The organism is Pseudoclavibacter sp. CFCC 14310, from assembly GCF_008831165.1.
Classification (GTDB): domain Bacteria; phylum Actinomycetota; class Actinomycetes; order Actinomycetales; family Microbacteriaceae; genus Pseudoclavibacter_A.
On sequence record NZ_WBKC01000005.1, the window covers coordinates 16,846 to 40,774 of the forward strand.

A 23,929-nucleotide genomic window follows, 5' to 3' on the forward strand; every position below is an offset into this window, starting at 1 on the left:
GACCTGATTGCTGTGAGCGAGCTGACGATTCGAGACGTGCTCAGACCTCGTCGAAGGTGGGTGCACCGACGCCGGCGACGACGGCGTGCGCCGCCCGTCGCGCCCACCGATCCGCGGCGAGCACAGCCTCGACCGTGAGCTCGGCATCCGGCTGACGCCACTGTTCGAGCACCCGGGAGATGCCGTCGACGATCATGGTGAAGCCGATGCGACCGGCGAGGAACTCGGCCACCATGACCTCGTTGGCGGCGTTGAAGACCGCCGGCCAGGTGCCGGCGCGCTCCCCCACCTGCTTCGCGACGCGTACCGCCGGAAACGCGTCGTGATCGATCGGCTCGAACGACCACTGCTGCGCCTGAGACCAGTCGACGGCGGGCACCGCGTCGGCAAGCCGGTGCGGCCAGTCGAGCGCCATGCTGATCGGCAGTCGCATGTCTGGCGGCGAGAGCTGTGCGACCGTCGCACCGTCGACGAACTGCACCATCGAGTGCACGATCGACTGCGGGTGCACCACGGCGTCGATGCGTTCGTACGGCGTGTCGAAGAGGTAGTGGGCCTCGATGATCTCGAGGCCTTTGTTGACCATCGTCGCCGAGTTGACGGTCACCAGCGATCCCATGTTCCAGGTGGGGTGGCGCAGTGCCTGCTGCGGCGTCACGTCTTCGAGTTCGGCTCTGCTGCGCCCCCGGAACGGGCCGCCGGATGCGGTGAGCACGAGTCGCGAGACCTCGTGGCGGCTGCCGGCGCGCAGGCACTGGGCGATCGCGGAGTGCTCGGAGTCGACGGGCACGATCTGTCCAGGTGCGGCCGCCGCCGCGACCAGGTCGCCGCCGATGACCAGGCTCTCCTTGTTGGCCAACGCCAGGGTCGCGCCGCAGTGCAGCACGGCCAGTGTCGCCGCCAGACCCGCTGCGCCGTCGATGGCGTTCAGCACCACGTCGGCCGTCACCTCGCGCACCAGACGCACGGCGGCATCCGTACCATGTCGAATCGTGACCGACGGGTCGACGCGACCGGCTTCGCGCTCGTCGACGCTCGGTTCGGCGACGGCAAGATCACGACAGCCGTGACGCCGGGCCAGATCGCGAAGAGCTGTGGTGTCATGGCCTGCGGCAAGGCCGACGACCTCGAACCGATCAGTCGCAGCGATCAGCTCCGACGCCTGTGTGCCGATCGACCCGGTCGCGCCCAGAATGATGACTCTGCGGCTCATTCGGCGCCGTCGCCTCGCCTCTCGACGCTCTCGGCCGGTGCGACCTTCTCCGTCGCCTGTGGCGTCTCAGGCTGTGCCTGAGACTCGGCACCCGATGTCGGTTCCGTCGCCGGGTCTTCTTCAGTAGCGGCCGACGGCGCGGTGACGGTGGAGTCGACGACGATCACCGAGACGTTGTCACGCCCGCCGTTCTCGAGGGCCTGCTCGACGAGGCGCTCTGCGGCGGCGAACGCTTCGTCGTTGTCGCGCAGAATCTCTTCGATGCGTTCGTTCGAGACCTCTTTCGTGAGCCCGTCGGAGCACACCAGCAGCCGCACCTGAGGCACGAGGTTGAGATGCCAGAAGTCGGGCCGCGGATCCATGCCGAAGCCGATGGCGCGCGTGATCGAGTTGCGCGCCGGGTGGCGTTCGGCGTCTTTCTCGCTGATCTGCCCGCTGTCGACCAGCCCCTGCACGACCGAATGGTCATGCGTGACCTGACGCAGCTGCCCCTCGTAGAAGCCGTAGGTGCGCGAGTCGCCGATGTTGAAGACGAGCCAGCCGGGCTCGTCTTTCACGACGTCGAACGCCACACCGGTGACCGTGGAACCGGACTGCCCGCCCGATGCGGCCGAGATCTGCTCGACGTCTTCGCTGGCGCGTCGCAGCGCCGCATAGATGTCTTGTGGCTGAGGGTCGCGCTCGAGCTGCGAAAGCTCTTCGACGATGGCTGCCGATGCCCGGTCGCCGGCTTCGTGCCCGCCCATGCCGTCGGCGACGGCGAGCACCGCTTCGGTCGCGACCACACTGTCTTCGTTCCGCTGACGCAGCAGGCCCGTGTCGGTCAGCGCTCCCCAGCGGGCACGCAGCCGGCTGCCGTCTGACAGTCTCGTCTCGAAGCTGCCTTGTGCAGCGCCAATCAGGGTCATCGATTGCCTTTCCCAGTGGGATTAGAGATGTCTCAGGCGCGGCGGCCAGGCCTCCGGCGAAGACAGACACCTGTCTCAGTCTACGGGTGATCGCCCAGATCAGCCTGTCGACGGGCGCAGTCGCACGCGAACCGACGCTGATATTCAGCAGATGATCACCCCTGATCATGCATGGATCCCGCTCACCACGCCCTTTTCACAGCGAGTCTTCCCTTTTGAGGGTCGCCTAACCTAGACTGTGGTCGTTATGAGTATCGAGTATTCAGCGTCAGCGTGGCATCCTTCGCAGTCACGGCGCTTCATGATCGCCGGAGACGACAGCGACCTTGCTGTGATCCAGCTCATGCTGTCAGCTCTGCCCCAGCGCGCCCATGGCCAGGTCTTCATCGAATACTCGCCCGAACACTCCGAGCCCGTGGTTCTGCACGGGCCGACACGCGTGAGCGTGCACTGGATTCCCACTCGCGACGACGCGCATGGCGAAGCCCTCGCGCAGGCCATCGATCTGTGGCGTAGCGAGTTTCTGACCGCGCCCGACTTCGATGACCCGAGCGAGTTCAAGGTCTGGATCGGCTGCGCCAGCTGCCCGATCGTCGCCGAGCTGAATCGCCAGATCGAATCGCAGATCCAGCCGCTCTGAGCGCACGTTCGGGCTGGCCGCGCACGCAGTTCGCGATCTTTCGGTGAAAGCCGCTCCACAGATCGTCCGCAGACGATGCTGGGTCCTTCTCACTCTTCCCTGATCTCCAGCAGCCAGTCAGTGCCCTCACCGCCACAGATGAGTCGCGCCCCGATACGATCGGCCGCCGCGACCAGCAGTGACTGATCGCTCTCGGTTCCCGTCGCCTCCGCCGCACGCTCTTCGGCACACTCGGCCAGAGCCCGGGTGAACGCGCCCTTCGACTTCTTGTTGAAGTGATTCAGCGGCCGATGCCGCCCGTCTTCGTCGCGCACCACGACTTCGACGACGTGGGCGTTCGGGTGCTTCGGCAGAGGTGCGAGCGCCGCGTAGGCCTTGGAGCGCAGGTCGATCACAGTCGCTCCGTCTGCGAGCAGGCGGTGCAGCACGGCCGCGCACGGCTCGTGCCAGACGGCGCTCAAGTCGTAGACCGACTTTCGGGTGCCGGCGGAAAGCCGGTAGGCCGGTATCTCGTCACCGAGCGAGATCAGCCCGAAGAGCGCAGACTGCACCAAGACATGGTCACCGAGCCAGGAGCGCATCTGTGGGGTCAGCGTCTGCTCACCGATCGCGTCGTAGAGCACGCCGGTGTATCGCTGCAGGGCAGGTTTCGTGGCTGCCTCGGCAAGGTCGCGATCGTCTTCGAGTGAGCGGGCCTGGCGCGCAGTCAGGCGCAGCGCCTGCGCCGCCGCATCGGGATCTCGACAGAGCTGAGTCAGCCAGCCGATCGTCTGTCTGCGTGCAGCCGTGAGCTCCGGTGCGAACGAGAGTCGTGCCGTGTCGAGTGCGAGCCCGCTGCCTCCCGTGGACTTGGTCTCGCTCGGCGGCAGCAGCAGCATGATGTCGGGCTTCTGCTGCGGGGACGGGGTCGCTGATGCGGCCGCAGAACTGGGCGAGACACTCCGCTGCACGCCGGGCTTGGTGCTGCTGGGTTCGGTACGTTGCATGGCACTGCGGGGTTCGGTACGCTGCTTCGCACTGCTGGGTGAGATGTTCTGCTGGGTCTGCACGATCTGGTGCTCCTGTACGTTTCACGCTCTCGGCTCAGTGACGCGGATTGGACGATATGGCCGCCGTTTGCAGGGAATCGGGCGATTTCGTCCAGTCCGTGGCGGCCCGGTCCAATCCGTGGTGGTGGCTCCGAGCGATCCGCGGTGAGGCTGCGGGGACATGCAAGAAGGGCGCCCACCCAGAGGTGGACGCCCTTCAGACACATCAGAGCAGAGCACTCGGCTCCGGCCGGTGAGCTCAGGCAGCGAGCTCGGCCACGCGAGCGACGACTCGCACAGCGTGGCGCTCGACCGAGAGGAAGCCGTCAGCGGCGGTCGCCTCGACCGTCTTGCCGTCTTCCAAGGTCACTCGAACGGGGCCATCGCCCAGCACGGCCAGCAGAGGCTCGTGGCCAGCCAGAACGCCGATCTCGCCCTCGATGGTGCGGGCGGTGATCTGCGTGGCACGGCCAGACCAGATGAGCTGCTCTGCCGAGACGATCTCGACGTCGAATGACTGAGCCATGGTTTACTCTCCGAGTTCCTTCTTGATCTGATCCCACTTGCGGAACACATCGTCGAGCGGGCCGACGTTGTAGAAGGCCTGCACCGGGATGTTGTCCACCTCGCCGTCGGCGATGGCGCGGAAGCCCTCGATCGTGTCTTTGATCGGCACGGTCGAACCCTCGACGCCCGTGAACTTCACGGCGGTGTAGGTGTTCTGCGACAGGAACTGCTCGATGCGACGTGCGCGCTCGACTACGATCTTGTCTTCTTCAGAGAGCTCGTCGACACCGAGGATGGCGATGATCTCCTGGAGTTCCTTGTTCTTCTGCAGGATCTGCTTGACGCGGATGGCCACGTCGTAGTGCTCCTGACCGACATACTGCGCATCGAGGATGCGCGAGGTCGAAGCGAGCGGATCGACAGCGGGGTACAGACCACGGCTGGCCAGGTCACGGGTCAGGTTCGTCGTCGCATCGAGGTGCGCGAACGTCGTCGCCGGGGCCGGGTCGGTGTAGTCGTCTGCGGGAACGTAGATCGCCTGCAGCGACGTGATCGAGTGACCACGCGTCGAGGTGATGCGCTCCTGCAGCAGACCCATCTCGTCAGCCAGGTTGGGCTGGTAGCCCACGGCCGAGGGCATACGACCCAGCAGGGTCGAGACCTCAGAACCGGCCTGAGTGAAACGGAAGATGTTGTCGATGAACAGCAGGACGTCCTGGGCCTGCTCATCGCGGAAGTACTCCGCCATGGTCAGGGCAGAAAGCGCGACGCGAAGACGCACGCCCGGCGGCTCATCCATCTGGCCGAAGACCAGGGCGGTCTTGTCGAGCACCCCTGCGTCGTCCATCTCGTGGATCAGGTCGTTGCCCTCACGGGTACGCTCGCCGACACCGGCGAAGACCGAAACGCCGTCGTGGTCTTTGGCCACACGAGCGATCATCTCCTGGATCAGCACGGTCTTGCCGACACCGGCACCACCGAACAGACCGATCTTGCCGCCCTGCACGTAGGGAGTCAGCAGGTCGATGACCTTGATGCCCGTCTGGAACATCTGGGTCTTCGACTCGAGCTGGTCGAAACGCGGGGGCTCGCGGTGGATTGACCAACGCTTCTCGAAGGTGATGTCTTCGCCTTCGGCTGCGTTGAGCACGTCGCCGGTCACGTTGAACACGTGGCCCTTGGTCGCGTCGCCGACCGGCACCGTGATCGGTGAACCGGAGTCGAACACGACCTGGCCGCGCACGAGGCCGTCAGTCGGCTTCAGCGCGATGGCGCGCACGAGATCGTCGCCGAGGTGCTGAGCAACCTCGAAGGTGATCGTGTACGTCTCGGCGCCGACGGTGACCTCGGTGCTCAGAGCGTTGTTGATCGGGGGCAGCGCGTCGTGAGCGAACTCGATGTCGACCACCGGGCCGGTCACTCGCACGATGCGCCCGACGTTACCGGTGGCCTCGGCCGCCGGCGTCTGGGTGCTTGATGCAGTTGCCATGTCTCTCTTCTCTTCTGTGTCGTCGTCTAGTTGGCGAGGGCGTCGGCGCCACCGACGATCTCACTGATCTGCTGGGTGATCTCGGCCTGTCGAGCGTTGTTCATCAACGTCGAGTAGGTGCGGATGAGCTTGTCAGCGTTGTCAGAGGCCGACTTCATGGCCTTCTGGCGACTGGCGTGCTCGCTGGCTGCGGATTCGAGTCGCGCATGGTAGATGCGTGATCCGATGTAGCGCGGCAGCAGCAGGCTGAGCACCTCGTCGGGATCCGGCTCGAACTCGTAGAGCGGCTCTTCGCGCTTCTCGGCGGGATCCGCACCCGCGTCGACGAGCTCGAGCGGCAGCAGTCGCAGCACGTCTGGAGTCTGCGAGACCCGGTTGAGGAACTTCGTGTAGACCAGATGAATCTCGTCCACGCCGCCCTCTGCCCCACCCTTGAGGTAGGAGTCAACCACTGCGCTGCCGATCTCATGAGCGACCTCGGTGCTCGGCTTGTCAGTGTCACCCGTCCAGCTGCGCACGAACTCGCGATCACGGAACTGGAAGTAGCCGACCGCCTTGCGCCCGATCAGGTAGAAGTCGACCTCACGCCCGTTCTGCCGAAGCATGTTGGCGAGACGATCGGTCTCTTTCAGGATCGCTGAGGAGAAGGCACCGGCCAGACCGCGGTCAGAAGTGAACACGACGACCGCGCTGCGGCGGATCTGCTCCCGCTCGCGCAGCAGCGGATGATCGATGTCTCCCGACAGCGCCGCCACCGCACCGACCGCGCGAGTGATTGCCTCGTCGTACGGTCGGGCGGCGTCGGTGCGCTGCTGAGCCTTCTGAATGCGGGAGGCTGCGATGAGCTCCATGGCGCGGGTGATCTTCTTAGTCGTCTGAGCAGACTTGATCTTCTGCTTGTAGACGCGAAGCTGCGCTCCCATGTGTTACTCCCTCGTCTCTCGACTACTTGCTCTGCTTGACGAGCTTGGCCTGGCCGACCTTGCTCGCGTCAAGCGCGGCGTCGTCTTCTGCGCCCGGAGCCGAGAGCCCCTGCACATCTGACTCGACGAAGTTCTTCTTGAACTCCGTCACAGCCGACTCGAGCTTCGCCTTGGTCTCGTCTTCGAGCTTGCCCGAATCGCGCAGAACGTCGAGCACGTCGGTGTTGCGCTTCAGGTAGTCGAGGAACTCGCCCTCGAAGCGCAGCACGTTCTCGACCGAAACGTCGTCGAGCTTGCCGGTGGTGCCCAGCCAGATCGACACGACCTGGTCTTCGACCGGGTACGGCGAGTACTGCGGCTGCTTGAGAAGCTCGGTCAGGCGCGCGCCACGATTCAGCTGCTGCTTCGACGCGGCGTCGAGGTCTGACGCGAACATCGCGAAGGCCTCGAGGTCACGGTACGAGGCGAGCTCGAGCTTGAGCGTTCCTGAGACCTTCTTGATGTGCTTGCGCTGAGCGTCGCCGCCGACTCGAGACACCGAGATGCCGACGTCGATGGCAGGACGCTGGTTGGCGTTGAAGAGGTCGGACTGCAGGAAGATCTGGCCGTCGGTGATCGAGATCACGTTGGTCGGGATGTAGGCCGACACGTCGTTCGCCTTGGTCTCGATGATCGGCAGTGCGGTCACCGAGCCGCCGCCAAGTTCGTCAGAGAGCTTGGCCGCACGCTCCAGCAGGCGGGAGTGTAAGTAGAACACGTCGCCGGGGTATGCCTCGCGGCCCGGCGGACGACGCAGCAGCAGCGAAACGGCACGGTAGGCCTCAGCCTGCTTTGACAGATCGTCATAGACGATGACGGTGTGCTTGCCCTGGTACATCCAGTGCTGGCTGAGTGCGGAACCGGTGTATGCCGAGAGGTACTTGAAGCCGGCCGGGTCTGACGCGGGCGAAGCGACGATGGTGGTGTACTCCATCGCGCCGGCCTTCTCGAGCGCCGCCTTCACGCTCGCGATGGTCGAGCCCTTCTGACCGATGGCGACGTAGATCGCGCGCACCTGCTGCTTGGGATCGCCCGACTCCCAGTTCTTACGCTGGTTGATGATGGTGTCGATCGCGATCGCGGTCTTACCGGTCTGGCGGTCGCCGATGATCAGCTGACGCTGGCCTCGACCGATCGGGATCATGGCGTCGATCGCCTTGATGCCGGTCTGCAGCGGCTCGTCGACGCTCTTGCGGCTCATCACGTTCGGAGCCTGTAGCTCGAGTTCGCGGCGGGTCTCTGCCTTGATCTCGCCGAGACCGTCGATCGGGTTGCCGAGCGGGTCGATGACTCGCCCGAGGAACTCGTCGCCGACGGGCACGGAGAGCACCTCGCCGGTGCGCTCGACGCGCTGGCCTTCGGCGATGCCGACGAACTCACCGAGAACGACGACGCCGATCTCATGCTCGTCGAGGTTCTGGGCGAGGCCCAGCACACCGTTCTCGAAGCGCACCAGCTCGTTGGCCTGCACACTCGGCAGGCCCTCGACGTGGGCGATGCCGTCGGCGGCACTGAGTACGTAGCCCACCTCGGCCTTCGTCGAGGAGGCTGGCTGGTACCCCTCGGCGAATTCCTTGAGAGCACCCCGGATCTCTTCGGGGCTGATTGCTACTTCTGCCATCATCTTCCTTACATTCGGTGGGGCCGCCGGCCCCGATCTACACCTGTTCAGTACCTGTCGAAATCGACTACGCGATGGCCTGTCGAAGCTGGGTCAGCTTCGTGCGAGCCGATGAGTCGATGAGGGTGTCGCCGAGACGAACGACGACGCCGCCGACGAGGGCGGGGTCGACTGACACGTTGACATGAACGGGGCCGCCCGCCTCGTTCTGCAACGCCTGAGCCAGAGCGGCTCGCTGCGGCTCGGAAAGCGGGCGCGCCGAGGTCACGTCTGCGACCTGTCGGCCGGCGACCGCTGAGACCCGCTCTGCGATCTCATGAAGTCGACGTGCGACCTTGCTGCCACGCACGCTGCTGACCGCACGGGTCGCCAAAAGCGTGGTCGCCGGCAGAGTCTGCTGCCCGAAGAGCCGATCCACGAGCTGGCGTTCAGCCTGTGGGTGCTCGCCCGGGTGTGAGAGGCTCAGCTGCAGCTCACGGCTGCCTTCGAACACCTGGGCGACCTGAAAGAGCTCATCTTCCAGGCGCTCCAGATTGCCCTCCTGCTGGGCCGTCAACGCCACCGCCGTCTCGCCGAGAGCCTCGATCGATGAGACGAACTCGTCGTCACTCGACCAGCGCAGTGCGGCGGTCTTCTCGACGAATGCGACCACGACATCCGCCACTTTGCCGGTGAACAGCCGGGTGATCAGACCGACACGCAGCTGTTCGTCAGTCGAGGGGTCGGCGATGAGTCCGCGAAGCTGAGCGCTCTCGCCCAGTGCGTCGGCGACCTCGAAGATTCCCTCTGCGGCGTCCAGGCCACGAACCTGGGTGTCGACGGTCAGAATCTCTGCGGCCCGCTCGAGTGAGTGTACGGTGGCGCTTCCCATGCCTACTTGGCCTCCGACTTCTCGAGGTCAGCGAGGAAGTGATCGACGACGGCCTTCGACTTCTGGTCGTCTTCGAGCGACTGACCGACGACCTGTGATGCGAGGTCGACCGACAGCACGCCGATCTCACTCTTCAGCTGGTCGAAGGCCGTCTTGCGATCTGCAGCGATCTGAGCGTGAGCCTGATCGCTGATTCGCTGGGCCTCGGTCGTCGCCTGCTCTTTGAGCTCGGCGACGATCTGCGCACCCTCTGATCGGGCGGCGTCCCGAATCTTCTGAGCCTCGACGCGTGCTTCGGCCAGCTGCGCGTTGTAGGCGTTCAGTGCGGCCGCGGCCTCTTCCTGAGCCTTCTGCGCCTGCTGGATGCCACCCTCGATCTTCTCTGAGCGCTCGTCCAGCGTCTTCTGCAGCTTGGGTACGATGACCTTCCACACGAAGATGAGCAGGACGAGGAAGATGATGAGCGACAGCGACCAGTCGTAGACGGCGGGGAAAAGAATGTTGTGCTCTTCCTCGGCGGCCTGTACGCCTGCTGTCAGCGCGAATTGAGCCATATTAGTGCCTTACGTCTGAGGTGGGTGTCGACTTACTGGAAGATGAAGCCCGCAGCGAGGCCGATGAGGGCCAGCGCCTCGGTGAATGCCACCGCCAGGAAGAAGGTGGTCTGCAGTCTGCCAGCGAGTTCGGGCTGACGAGCAATCGCCTCGACGGTCTTGCCGCCGGCGATGCCGATACCGATACCGGGGCCGATGGCTGCCAGGCCGTAGCCGACGCTGTTGATGTTGCCCGAAATCTCAGCGAGTGTGTTGATATCCACGGGTTTTCGTTTCCTTCCATAGTGTGGCCGGAGGTTTCCGGCCGCTTAGTGCTCTTCTGCCAGCGACGACTGAATGTAGGCCGTTGTCAGAAGAGTGAAGATGTATGCCTGCAGGGCTGCGACCAGAATCTCGAAGAGAGTGAACGCGAAGCCGAAGGCGAATGTGACGACGCTGAAGCTCTTGAGAATGCCGTCAGCGCTGAACAGGAAGAACCAGGTGGCACTGAAGCAGAGCACCAGGATGAGGTGGCCGGCGACCATGTTCATCAGAAGTCGAAGGGTCAGCGAGACCGGACGAATGACGAAAGTCGAGAGAAACTCGATCGGGGTGACCAGAAGGTACATCACCTTGGGCACTCCGGCCGGGAACAGGGCGTTCTTGAAGTACCCGGCGCCATGCTTCTTGATGCCTGCGTAGATGAAGACGATGTAGGCGACGAGTGCCAAGACCAGCGGAAAGCCGATGGTCGCCGAAGCTGCGAGGTTCAGGCCGGGAACGATGCCGGTGATGTTGAAGCCGAGCACCACGATGAAGATGGTGAACAGCAGCGGCACAAAGCGCTTGCCGTCTTTCTTGCCGAGCATCTCTTCGGCGATGTTGACCCGCACGAAGTCATATGCGAACTCGAGCATGCCCTGGCCGCGACCGGGAACGAGCTTCAGCTTGCGAGTTCCGAACCACAGCAGCGCGATGATCACGAGCATCACCAAGATGCGGATCAGTGCGATGCGGTTGAGCTCGAACGGCGTGCCCGCGAAGAAGATTGGTTCGGGGAAGAACTCGCTGATGCTCGGTGCGTGGAACTCGCCGTCAGCGGCGAGAGTCGGCGTTGTCAGCTGGGTCAGCGCGTGAATCAAAAGATCATTCTCCTGAGCGATGTCCGCAGTCTTCGCCACGGCGCGTATTGAGTGATTCGGCGGCCAGTGACAAGACCACCACGGGACATACTAGCAACATCTGGCCGCGAGTGCGGAACCGACTGTGCTGTTTGGGTGAGTTCGGGAGGGCCTGGCTCACTGCGGATCGTCGACATACGGCACCTTCGCACGCATCGCGGCGAAAGAGTCGGCGGCGAGAGAGCCGAGCACGGCGGCGACGATCGAACCGAAGAGCACGCCCTTCACGACGAACGGCACCGAGGTGATCAGAGCGAGCAGCCCGATGAACACGATGATCTTGACGATCCAGCCGCCGAGCACGATGGCCAGAAACGAGATGCCTCCCTGGCGGGATCCGAGCCACAGACTGCCGGCCGTGATCGCGGCGAAGGCGAGGGTGAGCGCAGCTCCGACGAGTGCGCTGAGCACGCCGTTCCAGCCGGCGACCGACCACCCGATGAGGCCTCCGACGATGGCGACGAGCACGGCGAGCGCCGCCGTGAGCAACAGCGAGAGTCGAAGCACGCTGACCAGACCGGGTGCGGCCTGTCGCTTCACCGGCTGCTCTTCGTCGTCTCCCACGAATTGCTCGTCGAATGCGGATGCGCTCTGGTCGTCTGGATGCTGGGCGCGGTCTTCGGGGGTGGTCATGCGGTCTCCTTCTTGCGGATGCGTCTGGCCGTCAGCTGCAGTTCGTTCGGTATCGGCGGCCCCCACCCCAGCTGGGGCTGCAGCACGGGCCAGAACGTGAGCACGATGCAGCAGAGGATGCCGATCACGGCGAAGACCACGACGAACGGCCAAGGCCACACCATGAACAGGAAGCATGAGAGGGACAGCACGATCGTCCAGCTGTAGAACACCGCCACTGCAGTGTACGTGTTGTGGCCGAGACCGAGCAGACGATGGTGCAGATGCTTGCGGTCCGGGCTGAACGGGCTCTTTCCTGCGCCAACGCGTCTGATGACCGCCAGAGCGAAGTCGACGAAGGGCAGTGAGAGCACGACGACGGGCACCAGCAGCGGCAGCCAGACGCTTGAGTCCGAGAGCGTCTGCGGGTCGATCTGACCGGTGACCGAGATCGCGCTCACCGCCAGCAGCATCCCCAGCAGCATCGCGCCGGAGTCACCCATGAAGATCTTGGCCGGGTGCCAGTTCCAGGGCAGAAAGCCGACGCATCCGCCGATCAGCAGCGCGGCGACCAGCGTCGCGAGGTTGAAGTAGTCGGTCGGCGAGGTGCGCACCGTCAGCAGATAGACGTAGAGGAAGAACACGCCTGAGGCGAGCAGGATGACGCCTGCGACCAGCCCGTCGAGCCCGTCGATGAAGTTGACGGCGTTCATCGTGAGCACGATGAGAATCGTGGTGAGCAGCGCGCTGACGACCCCCGAGCCGATCAGCGTGCCGCCGATCGGCAGCGACACGATCTGAAACCCCTGCCAGGTGAGGATGCCTGCCGCAAGAAACTGCCCCGCCAGCTTGGCGTACCAGACCATGTCATAGAGATCGTCGAAGACACCGATGAAGACGATCAGCAGGCTGGCCGCCGCCAGAGCGGCCATCTGACCCGGGTGTCTGAAGACCTCGCTGAACCACTCGATGCGGCTCGCCGTGAACAGCCCCAGCATGATGCCGATGAAGATGGCCACTCCCCCGAGTCTGGGCGTCGGGCGGGTGTGCACATCTCGCGCTCTGATGGCGGGATAGATGTGAAAGCGGAGCGCAAAGCGCAGCACGGCCCAAGTCAGCCCCCACGTCGCGACGGCGGCGACGAACGCGACCAGCGCATAGCCCTTCACTCGGTCAGCACCTTGCCGTCGCCGATCACCTCGGCGAGCTGCTCAGGGGTGACGCCGCCCTGCCGCACGATCCGCACCGCGCCGTTCACCTCGAAGAGCGTCGCATCAATGATGGTCGACGAGAGTCCGCTGTGACTGGTGCCATGGTCGAGGTAGACCTCGACGCTGTCGCCGAGCTGCTGCTGTGCGTCGTTGATCGTGGTTGCGGCCGGCTGGCTGTGCCGATTCGCCGAAGACACCGCGAGGGGCCCCGTCTCTTCGAGCACGGCGAGGGCAACCGGCTCGTCGGGAATGCGCAGCGCAACAGTGCCCTGCGTGTCGCCGAGGTCCCAGTTCAGGCTGCTGCGTGCGTTGAGAATGATGGTGAGCGCGCCCGGCCAGAACTTCTCAGCTGCCCGTTCGATGGGTTCGGGCACGTCTTCGGCCAGAGCATGCAGGCTGTTCAGACTCGGAATCAGCACCGGCGGCGGCGACTGACGTGTGCGCCCCTTCGCCTCGAGCAGCGCGTTGACCGCGTCTGGAGAGAAGGCGTCGGCGGCGATGCCGTAGACCGTGTCGGTGGGCATCACGACCAGTCGTCCGCGCCCGATGGCTCGGCGGGCCTCTCTCGTTCCGGTCAGTAGCTGCTCAGTGTCGCTGCAGTCGAACACGCTGCTCATGTCGAAGTCTCCTCGGGGTGTCTGTAGCAGTCTAGTCGCCGAGTCTGCGTGTGCCCTGTGTCGACTCGCGACCGAGTGCGTTCAGCGGCTCAGTGGCGCGACGGGTGTCGGGCTTCGGTGAATCGATCACGACCGGTCAGATCACGATGCGTCTGTGCTGCCTCGAACCCCGCCGTTTCGAGCAGCATGCGCACGTCCGAGCCCTGCTGCTCGGTGTGCTCCAAGAGGATGCTCCCTCCGGCCCGCAGCGCGGCGAACGCGGGCGCGACCAGCTCACGGATGAAGTCGAGACCGTCGGCGCCGGAGTAGAGCGCCGTGTCGGGGTCGGCTCGTGCCTCGGGCTCGAGCGGGATGTCTCCCGTCGGCACGTATGGCGGGTTCGACACGATCAGATCGAACGTGCCTGCTGACTCTGCCACGGGCCGGCCAGGCGTCATCTGCGCTGCCGCCTGTGCCCGTGACCGTGGGTGCGCTGGCAGCAGCGATGAGGAGGCGACGGCGAGGTCAGCGATCGCATCACCGGCGACGAGCTCGACGGTGCTGTCGGCCGCTGCCAGGGCATCGGTGTAGGCGACGATGTTGCGCCGCGCCCACGCTTCGGCGGCGGTCTCGAGTTCGACGGTGCGCACGTGCGTGTGCGGCAGCTCGGTGGCGATCGCGAGGCTGATCGCGGCCGAACCGGTGCCCGCTTCGAAGACTCGGAGGCGTCGTGGGGCGACGTCGCGTCGAGTGCCGTCTGTCAGGGCCTGGTCGACAGCGGCTGCGTCGTCACGGTCAGAGTCGGAAGTCTGCTCGGCGGCACGACGCTCGCTCAGCAGTTCGAGTGCGCGTTCGACCAGCAGCTCGGTCTCTGGGCGCGGCACGAACACGCCCTCCCCGATTGACAGATCAAGCGCGCGAAAGGGCGCCCTGCCGAGCACATGCTGCAGCGGGATGCGCCGCGCGCGTCGTTCGGTCAGCGTCTCGATGGTGTGCATCTGCTCGGCGCTCACCCGGAGTCGACCGGTGAGCTCGGCCAGGCTGAGGTCACCCAGGCTCACGTCGAGCACGTGCGCGACGATCTGTCGAGACTCGGCCCGAGCCGGGCCGACACCGGCCTCGGCCAGCCGCTGCAGCATCCGCAGGACCACCGGCCCCACCTCGCTGCCGCCAGCTGGATCGGTCACTGCCCCAGTGCCTCGAGACGGTGCGTCTCATCGGCGGCCACAGCTGACTCGATCACGGGATCGAGCTCGCCGTTCATCACCTGATCGAGGTTGTAGGCCTTGAACCCGGTGCGGTGGTCGGCAATGCGGTTCTCTGGAAAGTTGTAGGTGCGGATGCGCTCCGAACGGTCCATCGAGCGAATCTGACTGTGGCGCTGCTCGCTGGCTGCGGCGTCGAGCTCTTCCTGCTGTTTGGCGAGCAGGCGGGCCCGCAGCACGCGCATGGCGGCGTCACGGTTCTGGATCTGGCTCTTCTCGTTCTGCATCGACACCACGATGCCGGTCGGCAGGTGGGTGATGCGCACCGCCGAGTCGGTCGTGTTGACCGACTGACCGCCGGGGCCGGACGAACGGTAGACGTCGATGCGCAGATCGTTCTGATTGATCTGCACCTCTTCGGGCTCGTCGACCTCGGGGAACACCAGCACTCCGGTGGTCGAGGTGTGGATGCGACCCTGGCTCTCGGTGACCGGCACACGCTGTACGCGGTGCACGCCGCCTTCGTACTTGAGGTGCGCCCAGACGCCCTCAGCCGGGTTGTTCGAACGACCCTTGATAGCCACCGAGACGTCTTTGTACCCGCCGAGGTCGGATTCGGTGGAGTCGAGCATCTCGACCTTCCACCCCTTCTTCTCGGCGTAGTGCATGTACATGCGCAGCAGGTCGCCGGCGAAGAGGGCGGACTCCTCGCCGCCCTCACCGCCTTTGATCTCCATGATCACATCACGGCCGTCATCGGGATCGCGCGGAATCAGCAGTCGACGCAGGCGTTCGGCCGACGCGGTGAGCTCGGTCTCAAGACCGGGCACCTCCTCGGCGAACGAATCGTCTTCTTTGGCCAGCTCACGCGCGGCCTCGAGGTCTTCGTCAGTCTGCCGCCAGTGCTCGTAGGCGACCTTGATCGCATTGAGCTCGTTGTACCGACGACTGAGCTTTTTGGCCAGGGCCGGCTTGGTGTGCACCACCGGGTCGGCCAGCTGCACCTGCAGATCAGCGTGCTCGGCGAGCAGTTTGTCGACGGAGTCGAACATCGAGCTCACAGTCGAGGCCTCGCTCAACGCTGGCGCAGGCCGGGCACGTCATGTGCCTGCATGCGCATCAGGAACTCGACGTTCGACTTGGTCTCTTTCAGACCGTTGAACACGATCTCGATGGCCTGCTGCGGTTCGAGGCCGCCCAGTGCGCGACGCAGCTTCCAGACGATTTTGAGCTCGTCGGCCGGCAGCAGCAGCTCTTCGCGACGGGTGCCCGACGCGTTGACGTCGACCGCCGGGAAGATGCGCTTGTCGGCCAGCTGACGCGACAGGCGAAGCTCCATGTTGCCGGTGCCCTTGAACTCCTCGAAGATCACTTCGTCCATCTTCGAACCGGTCTCGACCAGCGCCGAGGCGATGATCGTCAGCGAGCCGCCGTTCTCGATGTTGCGCGCGGCGCCGAAGAAGCGCTTGGGCGGGTAGAGCGCCGAGGCGTCGACACCACCGGAGAGGATGCGACCCGAGGCCGGCGTCGACAGGTTGTAGGCACGGCCCAGACGGGTGATCGAGTCGAGCAGAACAACCACGTCGTGACCAAGCTCGACCAGGCGCTTTGCCCGCTCGATGGCCAGCTCGGCGACCGTGGTGTGGTCGTCGGCGGGGCGGTCGAACGTCGAGGCGATGACCTCGCCCTTGACCGTGCGCTGCATGTCGGTGACCTCTTCGGGGCGCTCGTCGACGAGTACGACCATGAGGTGCACCTCTGGGTTGTTCACCGTGATCGCGTTGGCGATCTGCTGCATGATGATCGTCTTGCCGGCCTTCGGCGGTGCGACGATCAGACCACGCTGACCCTTGCCGATCGGTGCGACCAGATCGATGACGCGACCGGTGAGCTTCTGCGGCTCGGTCTCGAGGCGCAGACGCTCTTGGGGGTACAGCGGCGTGAGCTTCGAGAACTCGACGCGCTGACGCGCCTCTTCGACCGTGGCACCGTTGACGGTGTCGAGCTTGACCAGTGCGTTGTACTTCTGACGGCTGCTGTTCTCGTTCTCACGCGGCTCTTTGATCGCGCCGACGACCGCGTCGCCCTTGCGCAGACCGTAGCGCTTGACCTGTCCGAGCGAGACGTACACGTCGTTCGGGCCGGGCAGGTAGCCGCTGGTGCGCACGAACGCGTAGTTGTCGAGCACCTCGAGCACACCTGCGATCGGAATCAAGGTGTCGTTCTCGGTGTACTCGGGCTCGTCTTCACGGCCGCGACGCTTGCGGTCACGGTTGCGGTTGCGGTTGCGGTTGCGGCCACGACGCTCGTCGTTGTCGTGATCGTCGCGACGCGAGTTGTCGTCGCCCTTCTCACCGCGTTCGCGACGGTCGCCCTTCTCGTGGCGGTCGTGCTTGTCATTCTTGTCGTTCTTGTCGCTGCGATCGTTCTTGTCGCTGCGGTCGTTGTTCTCGTCTTTGGCGTCTTTGCCCTCAGCCGACTCGTTGTCGTTCTGACGGTCGTTGTCACGCCCACGGCCACGCCCGCGCCCACGGCTGCGACGCCCTTCGCGGTGCTCATTGCGGCCCTCGTGGCCCTCGGTCTCACTGTCGGCGCTCTCGCCGTTCGACTCTGCTGAGGTGTTCTCTGCGTCAGTGCGCTGCTCGCTGCGGCGACCGCGCTTCGATTCGCGCTGCTCACCTGCCTGCGCCGTCTCGGACTGTGCGTTCTCAGCCGGCTCGTCGCTCTGAGCCGTCGCGTCTGCGGCGACCTCGTCGTGCGTGGCGTCGCTCTGGCTGCTGTCGGCATGTCGAGCGGCGGTCTGCTTCGAGCTGGCACGACGCGGGGCGCGCGCCTCGGTGCGCGGTGTCTCGGCCGTGCTCTGCTCAGCCTGAGCGCCGGGTGCGTCGAGCACCTCGACGGTGACCTCGGCGTTGACGCCATCGGCCACATCGGTCGTGGGCAGCGTCGCCCGACGCGAGCGGCGACCCGTGGTGGCACGGCGTGTCTGCGGCGCCTCGGCGGCCGGCTCGGCCTCGGCTGTGGCGGCGGCCGCAGTGGGCTGCTCGGTGGTGCTCGCTGCAGCTGCTGGCTCAGCGTCTCTGGTGTTGGTCGGCTCAGCGTTCGATGCGCCGGCCAGCTCGGCACGGCGATCGGTGATCGCTGAGATCAGTTCGCTCTTGCGGAGCTTCACGCCTGAGAGCCCCAGCTCTGCGGCGATGCTCTGCAGCTCTGCCACGCGCAGGGTGGTCAGCTTCGGCGTCTGGGTGGTGTTCTTGACATCAGTCACAGGAGGTTTTCCTCTCGCCTTGCCGTTTCGGCCAAGGAGATTCATCGATCGGTGGTCCCGATCGTCATTACAGAAGGGCACACATCTGAGAAAACGTGAGGTGCCGCTGGATCATGACCGAGAGCAGAGCTCTCAAAGTCACAGCTCTACTGTAGCACCCTCAGCGGCGATCGCCACCCGATGCGACTTCCATCGCACGGGCGTGTCATTCGAGGCGGAATCGACCAGGCCATCCGCCGCTGCCACGGCGTCGGCCTCAGCCGAGCTGGTCGCGAGCACGAGCACGGTCGGCCCCGCCCCGCTCAGCGCAGCCGCATGCCCCTGCGTGCGCAGATCGGTGATCATGCGATCGGTCGCCGGCATCGCCTGCGCACGGTACGGCTGATGCAGGCGGTCTTCGGTCGCTTCGAAGAGCAGGCTCGGGTCTTCGCCGAGAGCATGCACCAGCAGCGCCGAACGCGACAGGTTGAACACGGCGTCGGCGACCGGCACGCTCTCTGGCTGGAGCATGCGCATGGCGCTCGTCTTGGTCGTGTAGTCAGGCACCAGCAGTACCGCATGGATGCTCTCGTCGACCGTCATGGAGGCGCAGCGAGGGAGCCCCTCGGCATCGGTGTAGGCGATGGTCGCGCCGCCGTAGACGGCCGGAGCCGCGTTGTCCGGGTGCCCCTCGCAGGCGCTGGCCAGCCGGAAGACCTCGTCGCGGTCGGGCTGCCCGCCGGTGTGCAGTGCGAGCGCCGCGGCGACTCCGGCGACCACGGCCGACGCCGACGATCCGAGCCCTCCCGACTGCGGCACGCCGTTCACCGCACGCAGATGCGCCCCAGAGAGGCTGCCTCCGAGCTGCGCCGTGGTCTGCAGCAGGATGCGCACGAGAAGGTTGCGGCGGTCACGCGGCAGCCACTTCGCTCCCGCGCCCTGCACGTCGACCGTGAACCGGCCGGAGTCGTTCGGGACGACCTCGACTTCGTTCCACAGGTCGACGGCGATGCCGAGCGAGTCGAAGCCTGGCCCCAAATTGGCGCTGGTGCCCGGAACACGGACGCGCACAGACATGTCAGTCTCCCTCGACGCGCATGACGCCGATCACGGCGCGTACGGCAGAGGCCTCGGCCAGCTGCTCGACGGTGCGCTGCAGTCGGCCTTCTGTGGCACGGTGCGTGACCACGACGAGGCTGGCGTCTGCGGCGGAGTCGGCCAGCTGCTCCTGGTGCAGCGCACGAACCGAGATCTCGTTGCCTGCGAAGACAGCCGAGATCTGTTCGAGCACGCCGGGCTCGTCGGCTACGTGCAGGGTGATGTGCCAGCTCGACTCGACCTCTGAGATGTCGGCGATGCGCAGGTTCGCGTCGAAAGAGACGAACTCGGCCGGAGCACCGCGCACGATGCGCTTGGCGGCGAGCACGAAGTCGCTGAGCACGGTCGATGACGTCTCGACACCGCCGGCTCCCGCCCCATAGAACATCAGATCGCCGGCGTCGAGAGCCTCGACGAAGATCGCGTTCTTGCCGCCGTGCACCGCGGCGAGCGGGTGATCTGCCGGCACCATCGCCGGATACACGCGCACGTTGACCGCATCGCGTTCGCCCGGTTTCGCAGGCAGCCGCTCGGCGATCGCCAGCAGCTTCACCACGTAGCCGTCGCGTTTCGCGGCGACCAGCTGTTCGGTGGTGAGCTGTGTGATGCCCTCGGTGTGCACTGCAGACCGAGGCACGTGCGTGTGGAACGCGAGACCGGCCAGAATCGTCGCCTTGGCTGCTGCGTCATGCCCCTCGACGTCGGCACTCGGGTCGGCTTCGAGGTAGCCCAGACGGCTGGCCTCGGCAAGGGCCTCTTCGAGCGTGATGCCTGCGGTGTCGATGCGGTCGAGGATGTAGTTCGTGCTGCCGTTGACGATGCCGAGCACGCGGTTGATGCGGTCGCCCACGAGAGAGTCCTGCAGCGGCCGAATGATCGGGATCGCGGCCGCCGCGGCCGCCTCGTACCAGGTTTCGGCGCCGCCGCGGCGCCCGGCCTCGAAGATGTCGACCTGATGCGCGGCCAGCAGAGCCTTGTTCGCGGTGATGACGTCTTTGCCGTCGCTGAGCGCGCGCTCGATGTACGTGCGTGCTGGCTCGATGCCGCCGATCAGCTCGATCACGATGTCGGCCTCGTCGATGAGGCGGTCTGCGTCGGTGGTGAACAGCTGCTGTGGCAGCTCGACGTCACGGTGACCGTGCAGGTTTCGAACCGCGATGCCGATCAGCTCGAAGTCGGCACCGATGCGCTGCGCGAGCTCGGCACGCCGCTCGATCAGCTGGCGGGCCGTCTGAGCGCCGACCGAGCCGGCACCGAGCAGGGCCACTTTCAGCGTGCGGTGAGTCATCTGTCCTCCGTCTTGTTCGTGATCTCGAGACCGGCGTCACGGCGCAGCAGCGTCTCGATGCTCTCACCGTGCACCAGCAGGTGCGCGGCTCCGTCCCAGACGCCCACGACTGCCGGGCGCGGAAGCATGTTGTAGTTCGACGACAGCGAGAAGCAGTACGCTCCGGTGTCGGGCACGGCGAGCAGGTCGCCCCGCCGCACGTCTTCGGGCAGGTAGTCGGCCTGCACCACGATGTCGCCGCTCTCGCAGTGTTTGCCCACCACGCGCACGAGCACCGGCTCGGCGTCGCTGGTACGCGAGGCGAGTGCGGCCTGATAGTCGGCGCCGTACAGCTCGGGGCGCGGGTTGTCGCTCATTCCCCCGTCGACGGCGATGTACCGACGCGTATTGCCGGCAAGATGATCGACCTGCACGTCTTTGATCGTGCCGGTCTCGTAGAGCGTCACACCGGCACGCCCCACGATCGAACGACCCGGCTCGATTGCGATGTGCGGCACCTGAACGCCCTGAGCGAAGCAGGCACGCTGCAGGGTCGATGCGATGTTCTCGGCCATCTGCTCGATCGGTCGCGGCTGGTCGGCCTCGGTGTAGGCGATGCCGAAGCCGCCGCCCAGGTTGAGTTCGGGAACCGGTCCGCCTTCGAGCAGCCGCTTCTGCACCTCGATGAGACGCGTGATCGCTTCGTCGAACCCGAGCGCGTCGAAGATCTGCGACCCGATGTGCGAATGCATGCCCACGAATTCGACGCGGTCGATCGCGCGCAGACGGCGCACCGCTTCGTCGACATCGGCGAGCGCCACCCCGAACTTCTGGTCTTCGCGCGCGGTGGCCAGGAACTCATGCGTCGACGCGTGCACGCCCGTCGTCACACGCAGTCGCACGCGCTGTCGATACGACGGGTCGGCCAGCGGGCTGGACGCAGTAGGCGAACCGGCTGCCGCATCCGCCGCCGTCTCGGCGACCGCGTCTTCGATCACGGCCTGCAGCAGATCGATCTCGTCGAGCGAGTCGACCACGATCGTGCCCAGGCCGATGCCGACCGCGGCGCGCAGCTCGGCATACGACTTGTTGTTGCCGTGCAGGCCGATGCGCTGCGGCGGCATTCCTGCGGCGACGGCGATCGCGAGCTCGCCACCGCTCGAGACGTCGACGTTGAGCCCGGCGTCGCGCATCCAGCGCACGACATCTGAGGTGAGCAGGGCCTTCGAGGCGTAGTAGACGGTGACGTCGGTGCCGATCGCAGCGAGTGCGTTCGCGAATGCGTCACGGATGCGCGTGGCCTGTGCGACGGCGGTGGTCCGATCGACCACGTAGAGCGGCGTGCCGAAGGTCTCTGCGAGCTCGACGACCGACACTCCCCCGATCTCGACCGCCCCAGCGGCATTTCGGGTCGCGGTGTCTGGCCAGATGGAAGGGTCGAGGGTGTTCAGGTCTTCGGGAATGGCGAGCCATTCAGGAGCCAGCGGTTCGATGTGATCTGAGTGTGAGGGCACCCGCATATTCTACGTGGTCGGCACAGCGGCCTGCCCCAGCAGGAGCAAACCTACGACCCTGCCGCCGAGAGTGCGGAAGATGTGGTGTTCGGCGATGAGCCGGAGCCGAGTCGATGCCGAGAGTACAGAAGGTGCGGCCATCAGAGACTGATAGCCACAAGTTCTGCCAACTCGACGAAAAACCGGACAAAACCGCGGACCACACCACCCGGAGCCCGAAGTCACACCGCCGAAAGTACAGAAGATGCGACCACCAGAGCCCGATAGCCACAAGTTCTACCAACTCGACGAAAAACCAGACAGAACCGCGGACCACACCACCCGGAGCCCGAAGTCACACCGCCGAAAGTACAGAAGGTGCGGCCATCAGAGACTGATAGCCACAGGTTCTGCCAACTCAGCACGAAGTCGAAGACGACAACAACAACAAAGACAAACCAGGCAGAATCACATGCGCTCTGGGGCAGAGACGCCCAACAGATTCAGGCCGTTGCGCAGAACCTGTCCCGCGGCATCGTTGAGCGCCAGGCGCGCAGCGTGCACCGGCTCGACCGCTCCGTTGCTGAGCGGAATCACGCGGCAGTTGTCGTACCAACGGTGGAAATCGCTTGCGAGCTCTTCGAGATAGCGGGCCACGCGGTGCGGCTCGCGGAACTCCGCGGCCTTCGCCACCACGGCCGGGAACTGCGCGATCTTCGCGATCAGCTCGGTCTCGGTGGCGTGCGTGAGAGTCGACGGGTCGAAGTCGAAGGCCGAGACGGTGACCCCGGCAGCCGCCGACTTCGCAGCCGCGGCGCGCACCTGTTCGACGGCCTGCCCGGGCAGTGCCACGGCGATGCCCGCGGCAGCGGCGTTCAGCCCCACGTTGTGCGTGCGGGCATGCGCGTACTGCACGTAGAACACGGGATTGTCATTGGTACGGCTGCGCAGTTTCTCGCCGTCGAGATTCAGTGGAGAGTCTGCGGGGTACCGCGCCAGCCAGTAGCGCATCGCGTCGCTGCCGATCCAGGAGAGCAGATCGTCGAGCTCGATGATGTTACCTGCACGCTTCGAGAGCTTGGCTCCGTTGAGGTTCACCAGCTGCCCGATCAGCACGCTGATGTTCGTCTCGGGATCGTCGCCCGCCGCGGCCACGATCGCCTTCAGCCGGTTCACGTACCCGTGATGATCGGCGCCCAAGAAGTAAATGGCCTGCTCGTACCCCCGGCGGCGCTTGTCGAGATAGTACGCGGCATCGGCGGCGAAATACGTCTCTTCGCCGTTGGAGCGCACGACCACGCGGTCTTTGTCGTCGCCGAAGTCAGAGGTGCGCACCCAAGTCGCACCCTCCTGCTCGAAGACGCGACCCTGATCTCGCAGGTGCTGCACCGCATCCTGAATCAGGCTCGTACCGGTCTCGGGGTTGATCGCGTGCAGGCGACGTTCGCTGAACCACACGTCGAAGTGCACGTTGAACGTGTCGAGCGAGTGCTTGATCTCGGCGAGCTGCTTCGCGTAGGCGAGCTCGCGTGCGGTCGAGAGCTGCTCGTCGGCCGGCAGATCGAGAATGTCGGGTCGCTCGCCTTTGACGTAGGCGGCGAGGTCCTGGATGTACTGCCCCGGGTAGCCGCCCTCGGGCGTGGGCTCACCCTTGATCGCGGCGAGCACCGAGTCGGCGAACCGATTCATCTGACTGCCGGCGTCGTTGATGTAGTACTCGCTGACGACCTTCGCGCCGGATGCCCTGAGCAGCCGAGCGATCGAATCGCCCAGCGCCGCCCACCGAGTGTGCCCGATGTGCAGCGGGCCGGTCGGGTTGGCCGAGACGAACTCGAGGTCGATCGAGTGACCGGCGAGCGCCTCGTTGTCTCCGAAATGGTCGCCCTGGTCGATGACCGTCGGCAGGATGCTGGCTCCCGCAGCAGCGTCGAGCGTCACGTTGATGAACCCCGGGCCTGCGACGTCGACCTCGGCGATGCCGTCGACGTCGCGCAGACGCCCGGCGATCGTCTCGGCGAGCGCACGCGGAACCAGCCCGACGCGCTTGGCGTGCTGCAGCGCGACGTTGGTCGCCCAGTCACCGTGGTCGCGGCTCTTCGGCCGGTCGATGCGCGGGGCCGGCACCGAGGTGAGCTCGGCCGGCACGTCGCCTGACTCGGCGAGGCCGTGCAGGATGTCGACGATGGTCTGCGAAAGATCTTCAGGGGTCACGAGGGCCTATTCTAGCGACTGCGAGCGCGCCGCGCC

22 protein-coding genes are annotated in these 23,929 nt (G+C 65.5%); 1 reads left to right on the top strand and 21 read right to left on the bottom strand.

Going from position 1 to position 23,929, the window contains the following annotated elements; translation table 11 throughout:
- Nucleotides 1–40: 40 nt before the first annotated feature.
- Together dxr and F8O06_RS11580 are read right to left on the bottom strand one after the other, a co-directional pair.
- Nucleotides 41–1,213 carry a 1-deoxy-D-xylulose-5-phosphate reductoisomerase gene (gene dxr / locus F8O06_RS11575; RefSeq protein ID WP_158038717.1) on the bottom strand — a complete coding sequence of 391 codons (1,173 nt, stop codon included), beginning with the start codon at nucleotides 1,211–1,213 and terminating at the stop codon, nucleotides 41–43.
- Nucleotides 1,210–2,121 (bottom strand): PP2C family protein-serine/threonine phosphatase, encoded by a 912-nt coding sequence (locus tag F8O06_RS11580; protein WP_158038718.1) that lies wholly within the window; start codon nucleotides 2,119–2,121, stop codon nucleotides 1,210–1,212. The genes dxr and F8O06_RS11580 overlap by 4 nt, the downstream gene beginning before the upstream one ends.
- 247 nt (nucleotides 2,122–2,368) lie before the next feature.
- Here F8O06_RS11580 and F8O06_RS11585 point away from each other — a divergent pair, with 247 nt between their 5' ends.
- Entirely contained in the window at nucleotides 2,369–2,761 is a 393-nt protein-coding gene (locus tag F8O06_RS11585) for an SIP domain-containing protein (RefSeq protein WP_158030914.1), read from the top strand.
- 89 nt (nucleotides 2,762–2,850) lie between these two features.
- On the opposite strand, the gene F8O06_RS11590 is transcribed toward F8O06_RS11585, so the two are convergent.
- The 19 genes from F8O06_RS11590 to argS all read right to left on the bottom strand — a co-directional run bounded on the left by F8O06_RS11590 (nucleotide 2,851) and on the right by argS (nucleotide 23,893).
- A complete protein-coding gene (locus F8O06_RS11590) occupies nucleotides 2,851–3,747 on the bottom strand; it encodes a YaaA family protein (RefSeq protein WP_158038719.1) in 897 nt (298 codons plus the stop codon).
- 301 nt (nucleotides 3,748–4,048) lie between these two features.
- The gene (locus F8O06_RS11595) at nucleotides 4,049–4,315 is read right to left on the bottom strand and encodes a F0F1 ATP synthase subunit epsilon (RefSeq protein ID WP_158030912.1); all 267 of its coding nucleotides are present in this window, start codon (nucleotides 4,313–4,315) and stop codon (nucleotides 4,049–4,051) included.
- A gap of 3 nt (nucleotides 4,316–4,318) precedes the next feature.
- Complete coding sequence (atpD, locus tag F8O06_RS11600) at nucleotides 4,319–5,785, bottom strand: F0F1 ATP synthase subunit beta (RefSeq protein ID WP_158030911.1); 1,467 nt, start codon at nucleotides 5,783–5,785, stop codon at nucleotides 4,319–4,321.
- 26 nt (nucleotides 5,786–5,811) lie between these two features.
- Nucleotides 5,812–6,708 (bottom strand): F0F1 ATP synthase subunit gamma, encoded by an 897-nt coding sequence (locus F8O06_RS11605; protein ID WP_158038720.1) that lies wholly within the window; start codon nucleotides 6,706–6,708, stop codon nucleotides 5,812–5,814.
- Nucleotides 6,709–6,730: 22 nt separating this feature from the next.
- Nucleotides 6,731–8,368, bottom strand: a complete 1,638-nt coding sequence (gene atpA / locus F8O06_RS11610) for a F0F1 ATP synthase subunit alpha (protein ID WP_158038721.1) — start codon at nucleotides 8,366–8,368, stop codon at nucleotides 6,731–6,733.
- A 67-nt stretch (nucleotides 8,369–8,435) separates the two neighbouring features.
- Entirely contained in the window at nucleotides 8,436–9,239 is an 804-nt protein-coding gene (locus F8O06_RS11615) for a F0F1 ATP synthase subunit delta (protein WP_158038722.1), read from the bottom strand.
- A gap of 2 nt (nucleotides 9,240–9,241) precedes the next feature.
- On the bottom strand, nucleotides 9,242–9,793 hold the full coding sequence (locus F8O06_RS11620) for a F0F1 ATP synthase subunit B (RefSeq protein ID WP_158030907.1): 552 nt from the start codon (nucleotides 9,791–9,793) through the stop codon (nucleotides 9,242–9,244).
- A 32-nt stretch (nucleotides 9,794–9,825) separates the two neighbouring features.
- Complete coding sequence (atpE, locus tag F8O06_RS11625) at nucleotides 9,826–10,056, bottom strand: ATP synthase F0 subunit C (protein WP_158038723.1); 231 nt, start codon at nucleotides 10,054–10,056, stop codon at nucleotides 9,826–9,828.
- A 45-nt stretch (nucleotides 10,057–10,101) separates the two neighbouring features.
- Nucleotides 10,102–10,953 (bottom strand): F0F1 ATP synthase subunit A, encoded by an 852-nt coding sequence (gene atpB, locus F8O06_RS11630; protein ID WP_412973466.1) that lies wholly within the window; start codon nucleotides 10,951–10,953, stop codon nucleotides 10,102–10,104.
- Between the two features lie 117 nt (nucleotides 10,954–11,070).
- Complete coding sequence (locus tag F8O06_RS11635) at nucleotides 11,071–11,586, bottom strand: hypothetical protein (protein WP_158038724.1); 516 nt, start codon at nucleotides 11,584–11,586, stop codon at nucleotides 11,071–11,073.
- On the bottom strand, nucleotides 11,583–12,734 hold the full coding sequence (locus F8O06_RS11640) for an MraY family glycosyltransferase (protein WP_158038725.1): 1,152 nt from the start codon (nucleotides 12,732–12,734) through the stop codon (nucleotides 11,583–11,585). Before F8O06_RS11640 ends, F8O06_RS11635 begins: the two co-directional genes overlap by 4 nt.
- Complete coding sequence (locus F8O06_RS11645; RefSeq protein WP_158038726.1) at nucleotides 12,731–13,393, bottom strand: L-threonylcarbamoyladenylate synthase; 663 nt, start codon at nucleotides 13,391–13,393, stop codon at nucleotides 12,731–12,733. The genes F8O06_RS11640 and F8O06_RS11645 overlap by 4 nt, the downstream gene beginning before the upstream one ends.
- Nucleotides 13,394–13,482: 89 nt before the next feature.
- Nucleotides 13,483–14,559, bottom strand: a complete 1,077-nt coding sequence (locus F8O06_RS11650; RefSeq protein WP_158038727.1) for a N5-glutamine methyltransferase family protein — start codon at nucleotides 14,557–14,559, stop codon at nucleotides 13,483–13,485.
- Nucleotides 14,556–15,629 carry a peptide chain release factor 1 gene (gene prfA / locus F8O06_RS11655; protein WP_158030901.1) on the bottom strand — a complete coding sequence of 358 codons (1,074 nt, stop codon included), beginning with the start codon at nucleotides 15,627–15,629 and terminating at the stop codon, nucleotides 14,556–14,558. Before prfA ends, F8O06_RS11650 begins: the two co-directional genes overlap by 4 nt.
- A gap of 23 nt (nucleotides 15,630–15,652) precedes the next feature.
- A complete protein-coding gene (rho, locus tag F8O06_RS11660; protein ID WP_225733501.1) occupies nucleotides 15,653–17,845 on the bottom strand; it encodes a transcription termination factor Rho in 2,193 nt (730 codons plus the stop codon).
- A 138-nt stretch (nucleotides 17,846–17,983) separates the two neighbouring features.
- Entirely contained in the window at nucleotides 17,984–18,901 is a 918-nt protein-coding gene (gene thrB / locus F8O06_RS11665; RefSeq protein WP_158038729.1) for a homoserine kinase, read from the bottom strand.
- Nucleotide 18,902: 1 nt separating this feature from the next.
- Nucleotides 18,903–20,210 (bottom strand): homoserine dehydrogenase, encoded by a 1,308-nt coding sequence (locus F8O06_RS11670; protein WP_158038730.1) that lies wholly within the window; start codon nucleotides 20,208–20,210, stop codon nucleotides 18,903–18,905.
- A complete protein-coding gene (locus tag F8O06_RS11675; protein ID WP_412973467.1) occupies nucleotides 20,207–21,703 on the bottom strand; it encodes a diaminopimelate decarboxylase family protein in 1,497 nt (498 codons plus the stop codon). The genes F8O06_RS11670 and F8O06_RS11675 overlap by 4 nt, the downstream gene beginning before the upstream one ends.
- Nucleotides 21,704–22,150: 447 nt before the next feature.
- Nucleotides 22,151–23,893 (bottom strand): arginine--tRNA ligase, encoded by a 1,743-nt coding sequence (gene argS / locus F8O06_RS11680; RefSeq protein WP_158038732.1) that lies wholly within the window; start codon nucleotides 23,891–23,893, stop codon nucleotides 22,151–22,153.
- Nucleotides 23,894–23,929 lie beyond the last annotated feature (36 nt).

Excerpts from the sequence above, each read along its gene's own strand:
- dxr (WP_158038717.1), bottom strand. The coding sequence starts at position 1,213 with ATGAGCCGCAGAGTCATCATTCTGGGCGCGACCGGGTCGATCGGCACA.
- F8O06_RS11585 (WP_158030914.1), top strand. The coding sequence starts at position 2,369 with ATGAGTATCGAGTATTCAGCGTCAGCGTGGCATCCTTCGCAGTCACGG.
- F8O06_RS11590 (WP_158038719.1), bottom strand. The coding sequence starts at position 3,747 with ATGCAACGTACCGAACCCAGCAGCACCAAGCCCGGCGTGCAGCGGAGT.
- F8O06_RS11605 (WP_158038720.1), bottom strand. The coding sequence starts at position 6,708 with ATGGGAGCGCAGCTTCGCGTCTACAAGCAGAAGATCAAGTCTGCTCAG.
- F8O06_RS11670 (WP_158038730.1), bottom strand. The coding sequence starts at position 20,210 with ATGACTCACCGCACGCTGAAAGTGGCCCTGCTCGGTGCCGGCTCGGTC.
- atpD (WP_158030911.1), bottom strand. The coding sequence starts at position 5,785 with ATGGCAACTGCATCAAGCACCCAGACGCCGGCGGCCGAGGCCACCGGT.
- F8O06_RS11615 (WP_158038722.1), bottom strand. The coding sequence starts at position 9,239 with ATGGGAAGCGCCACCGTACACTCACTCGAGCGGGCCGCAGAGATTCTG.
- atpA (WP_158038721.1), bottom strand. The coding sequence starts at position 8,368 with ATGGCAGAAGTAGCAATCAGCCCCGAAGAGATCCGGGGTGCTCTCAAG.
- F8O06_RS11635 (WP_158038724.1), bottom strand. The coding sequence starts at position 11,586 with ATGACCACCCCCGAAGACCGCGCCCAGCATCCAGACGACCAGAGCGCA.
- F8O06_RS11645 (WP_158038726.1), bottom strand. The coding sequence starts at position 13,393 with ATGAGCAGCGTGTTCGACTGCAGCGACACTGAGCAGCTACTGACCGGA.
- F8O06_RS11620 (WP_158030907.1), bottom strand. The coding sequence starts at position 9,793 with ATGGCTCAATTCGCGCTGACAGCAGGCGTACAGGCCGCCGAGGAAGAG.
- thrB (WP_158038729.1), bottom strand. The coding sequence starts at position 18,901 with ATGTCTGTGCGCGTCCGTGTTCCGGGCACCAGCGCCAATTTGGGGCCA.
- prfA (WP_158030901.1), bottom strand. The coding sequence starts at position 15,629 with ATGTTCGACTCCGTCGACAAACTGCTCGCCGAGCACGCTGATCTGCAG.
- F8O06_RS11595 (WP_158030912.1), bottom strand. The coding sequence starts at position 4,315 with ATGGCTCAGTCATTCGACGTCGAGATCGTCTCGGCAGAGCAGCTCATC.
- F8O06_RS11580 (WP_158038718.1), bottom strand. The coding sequence starts at position 2,121 with ATGACCCTGATTGGCGCTGCACAAGGCAGCTTCGAGACGAGACTGTCA.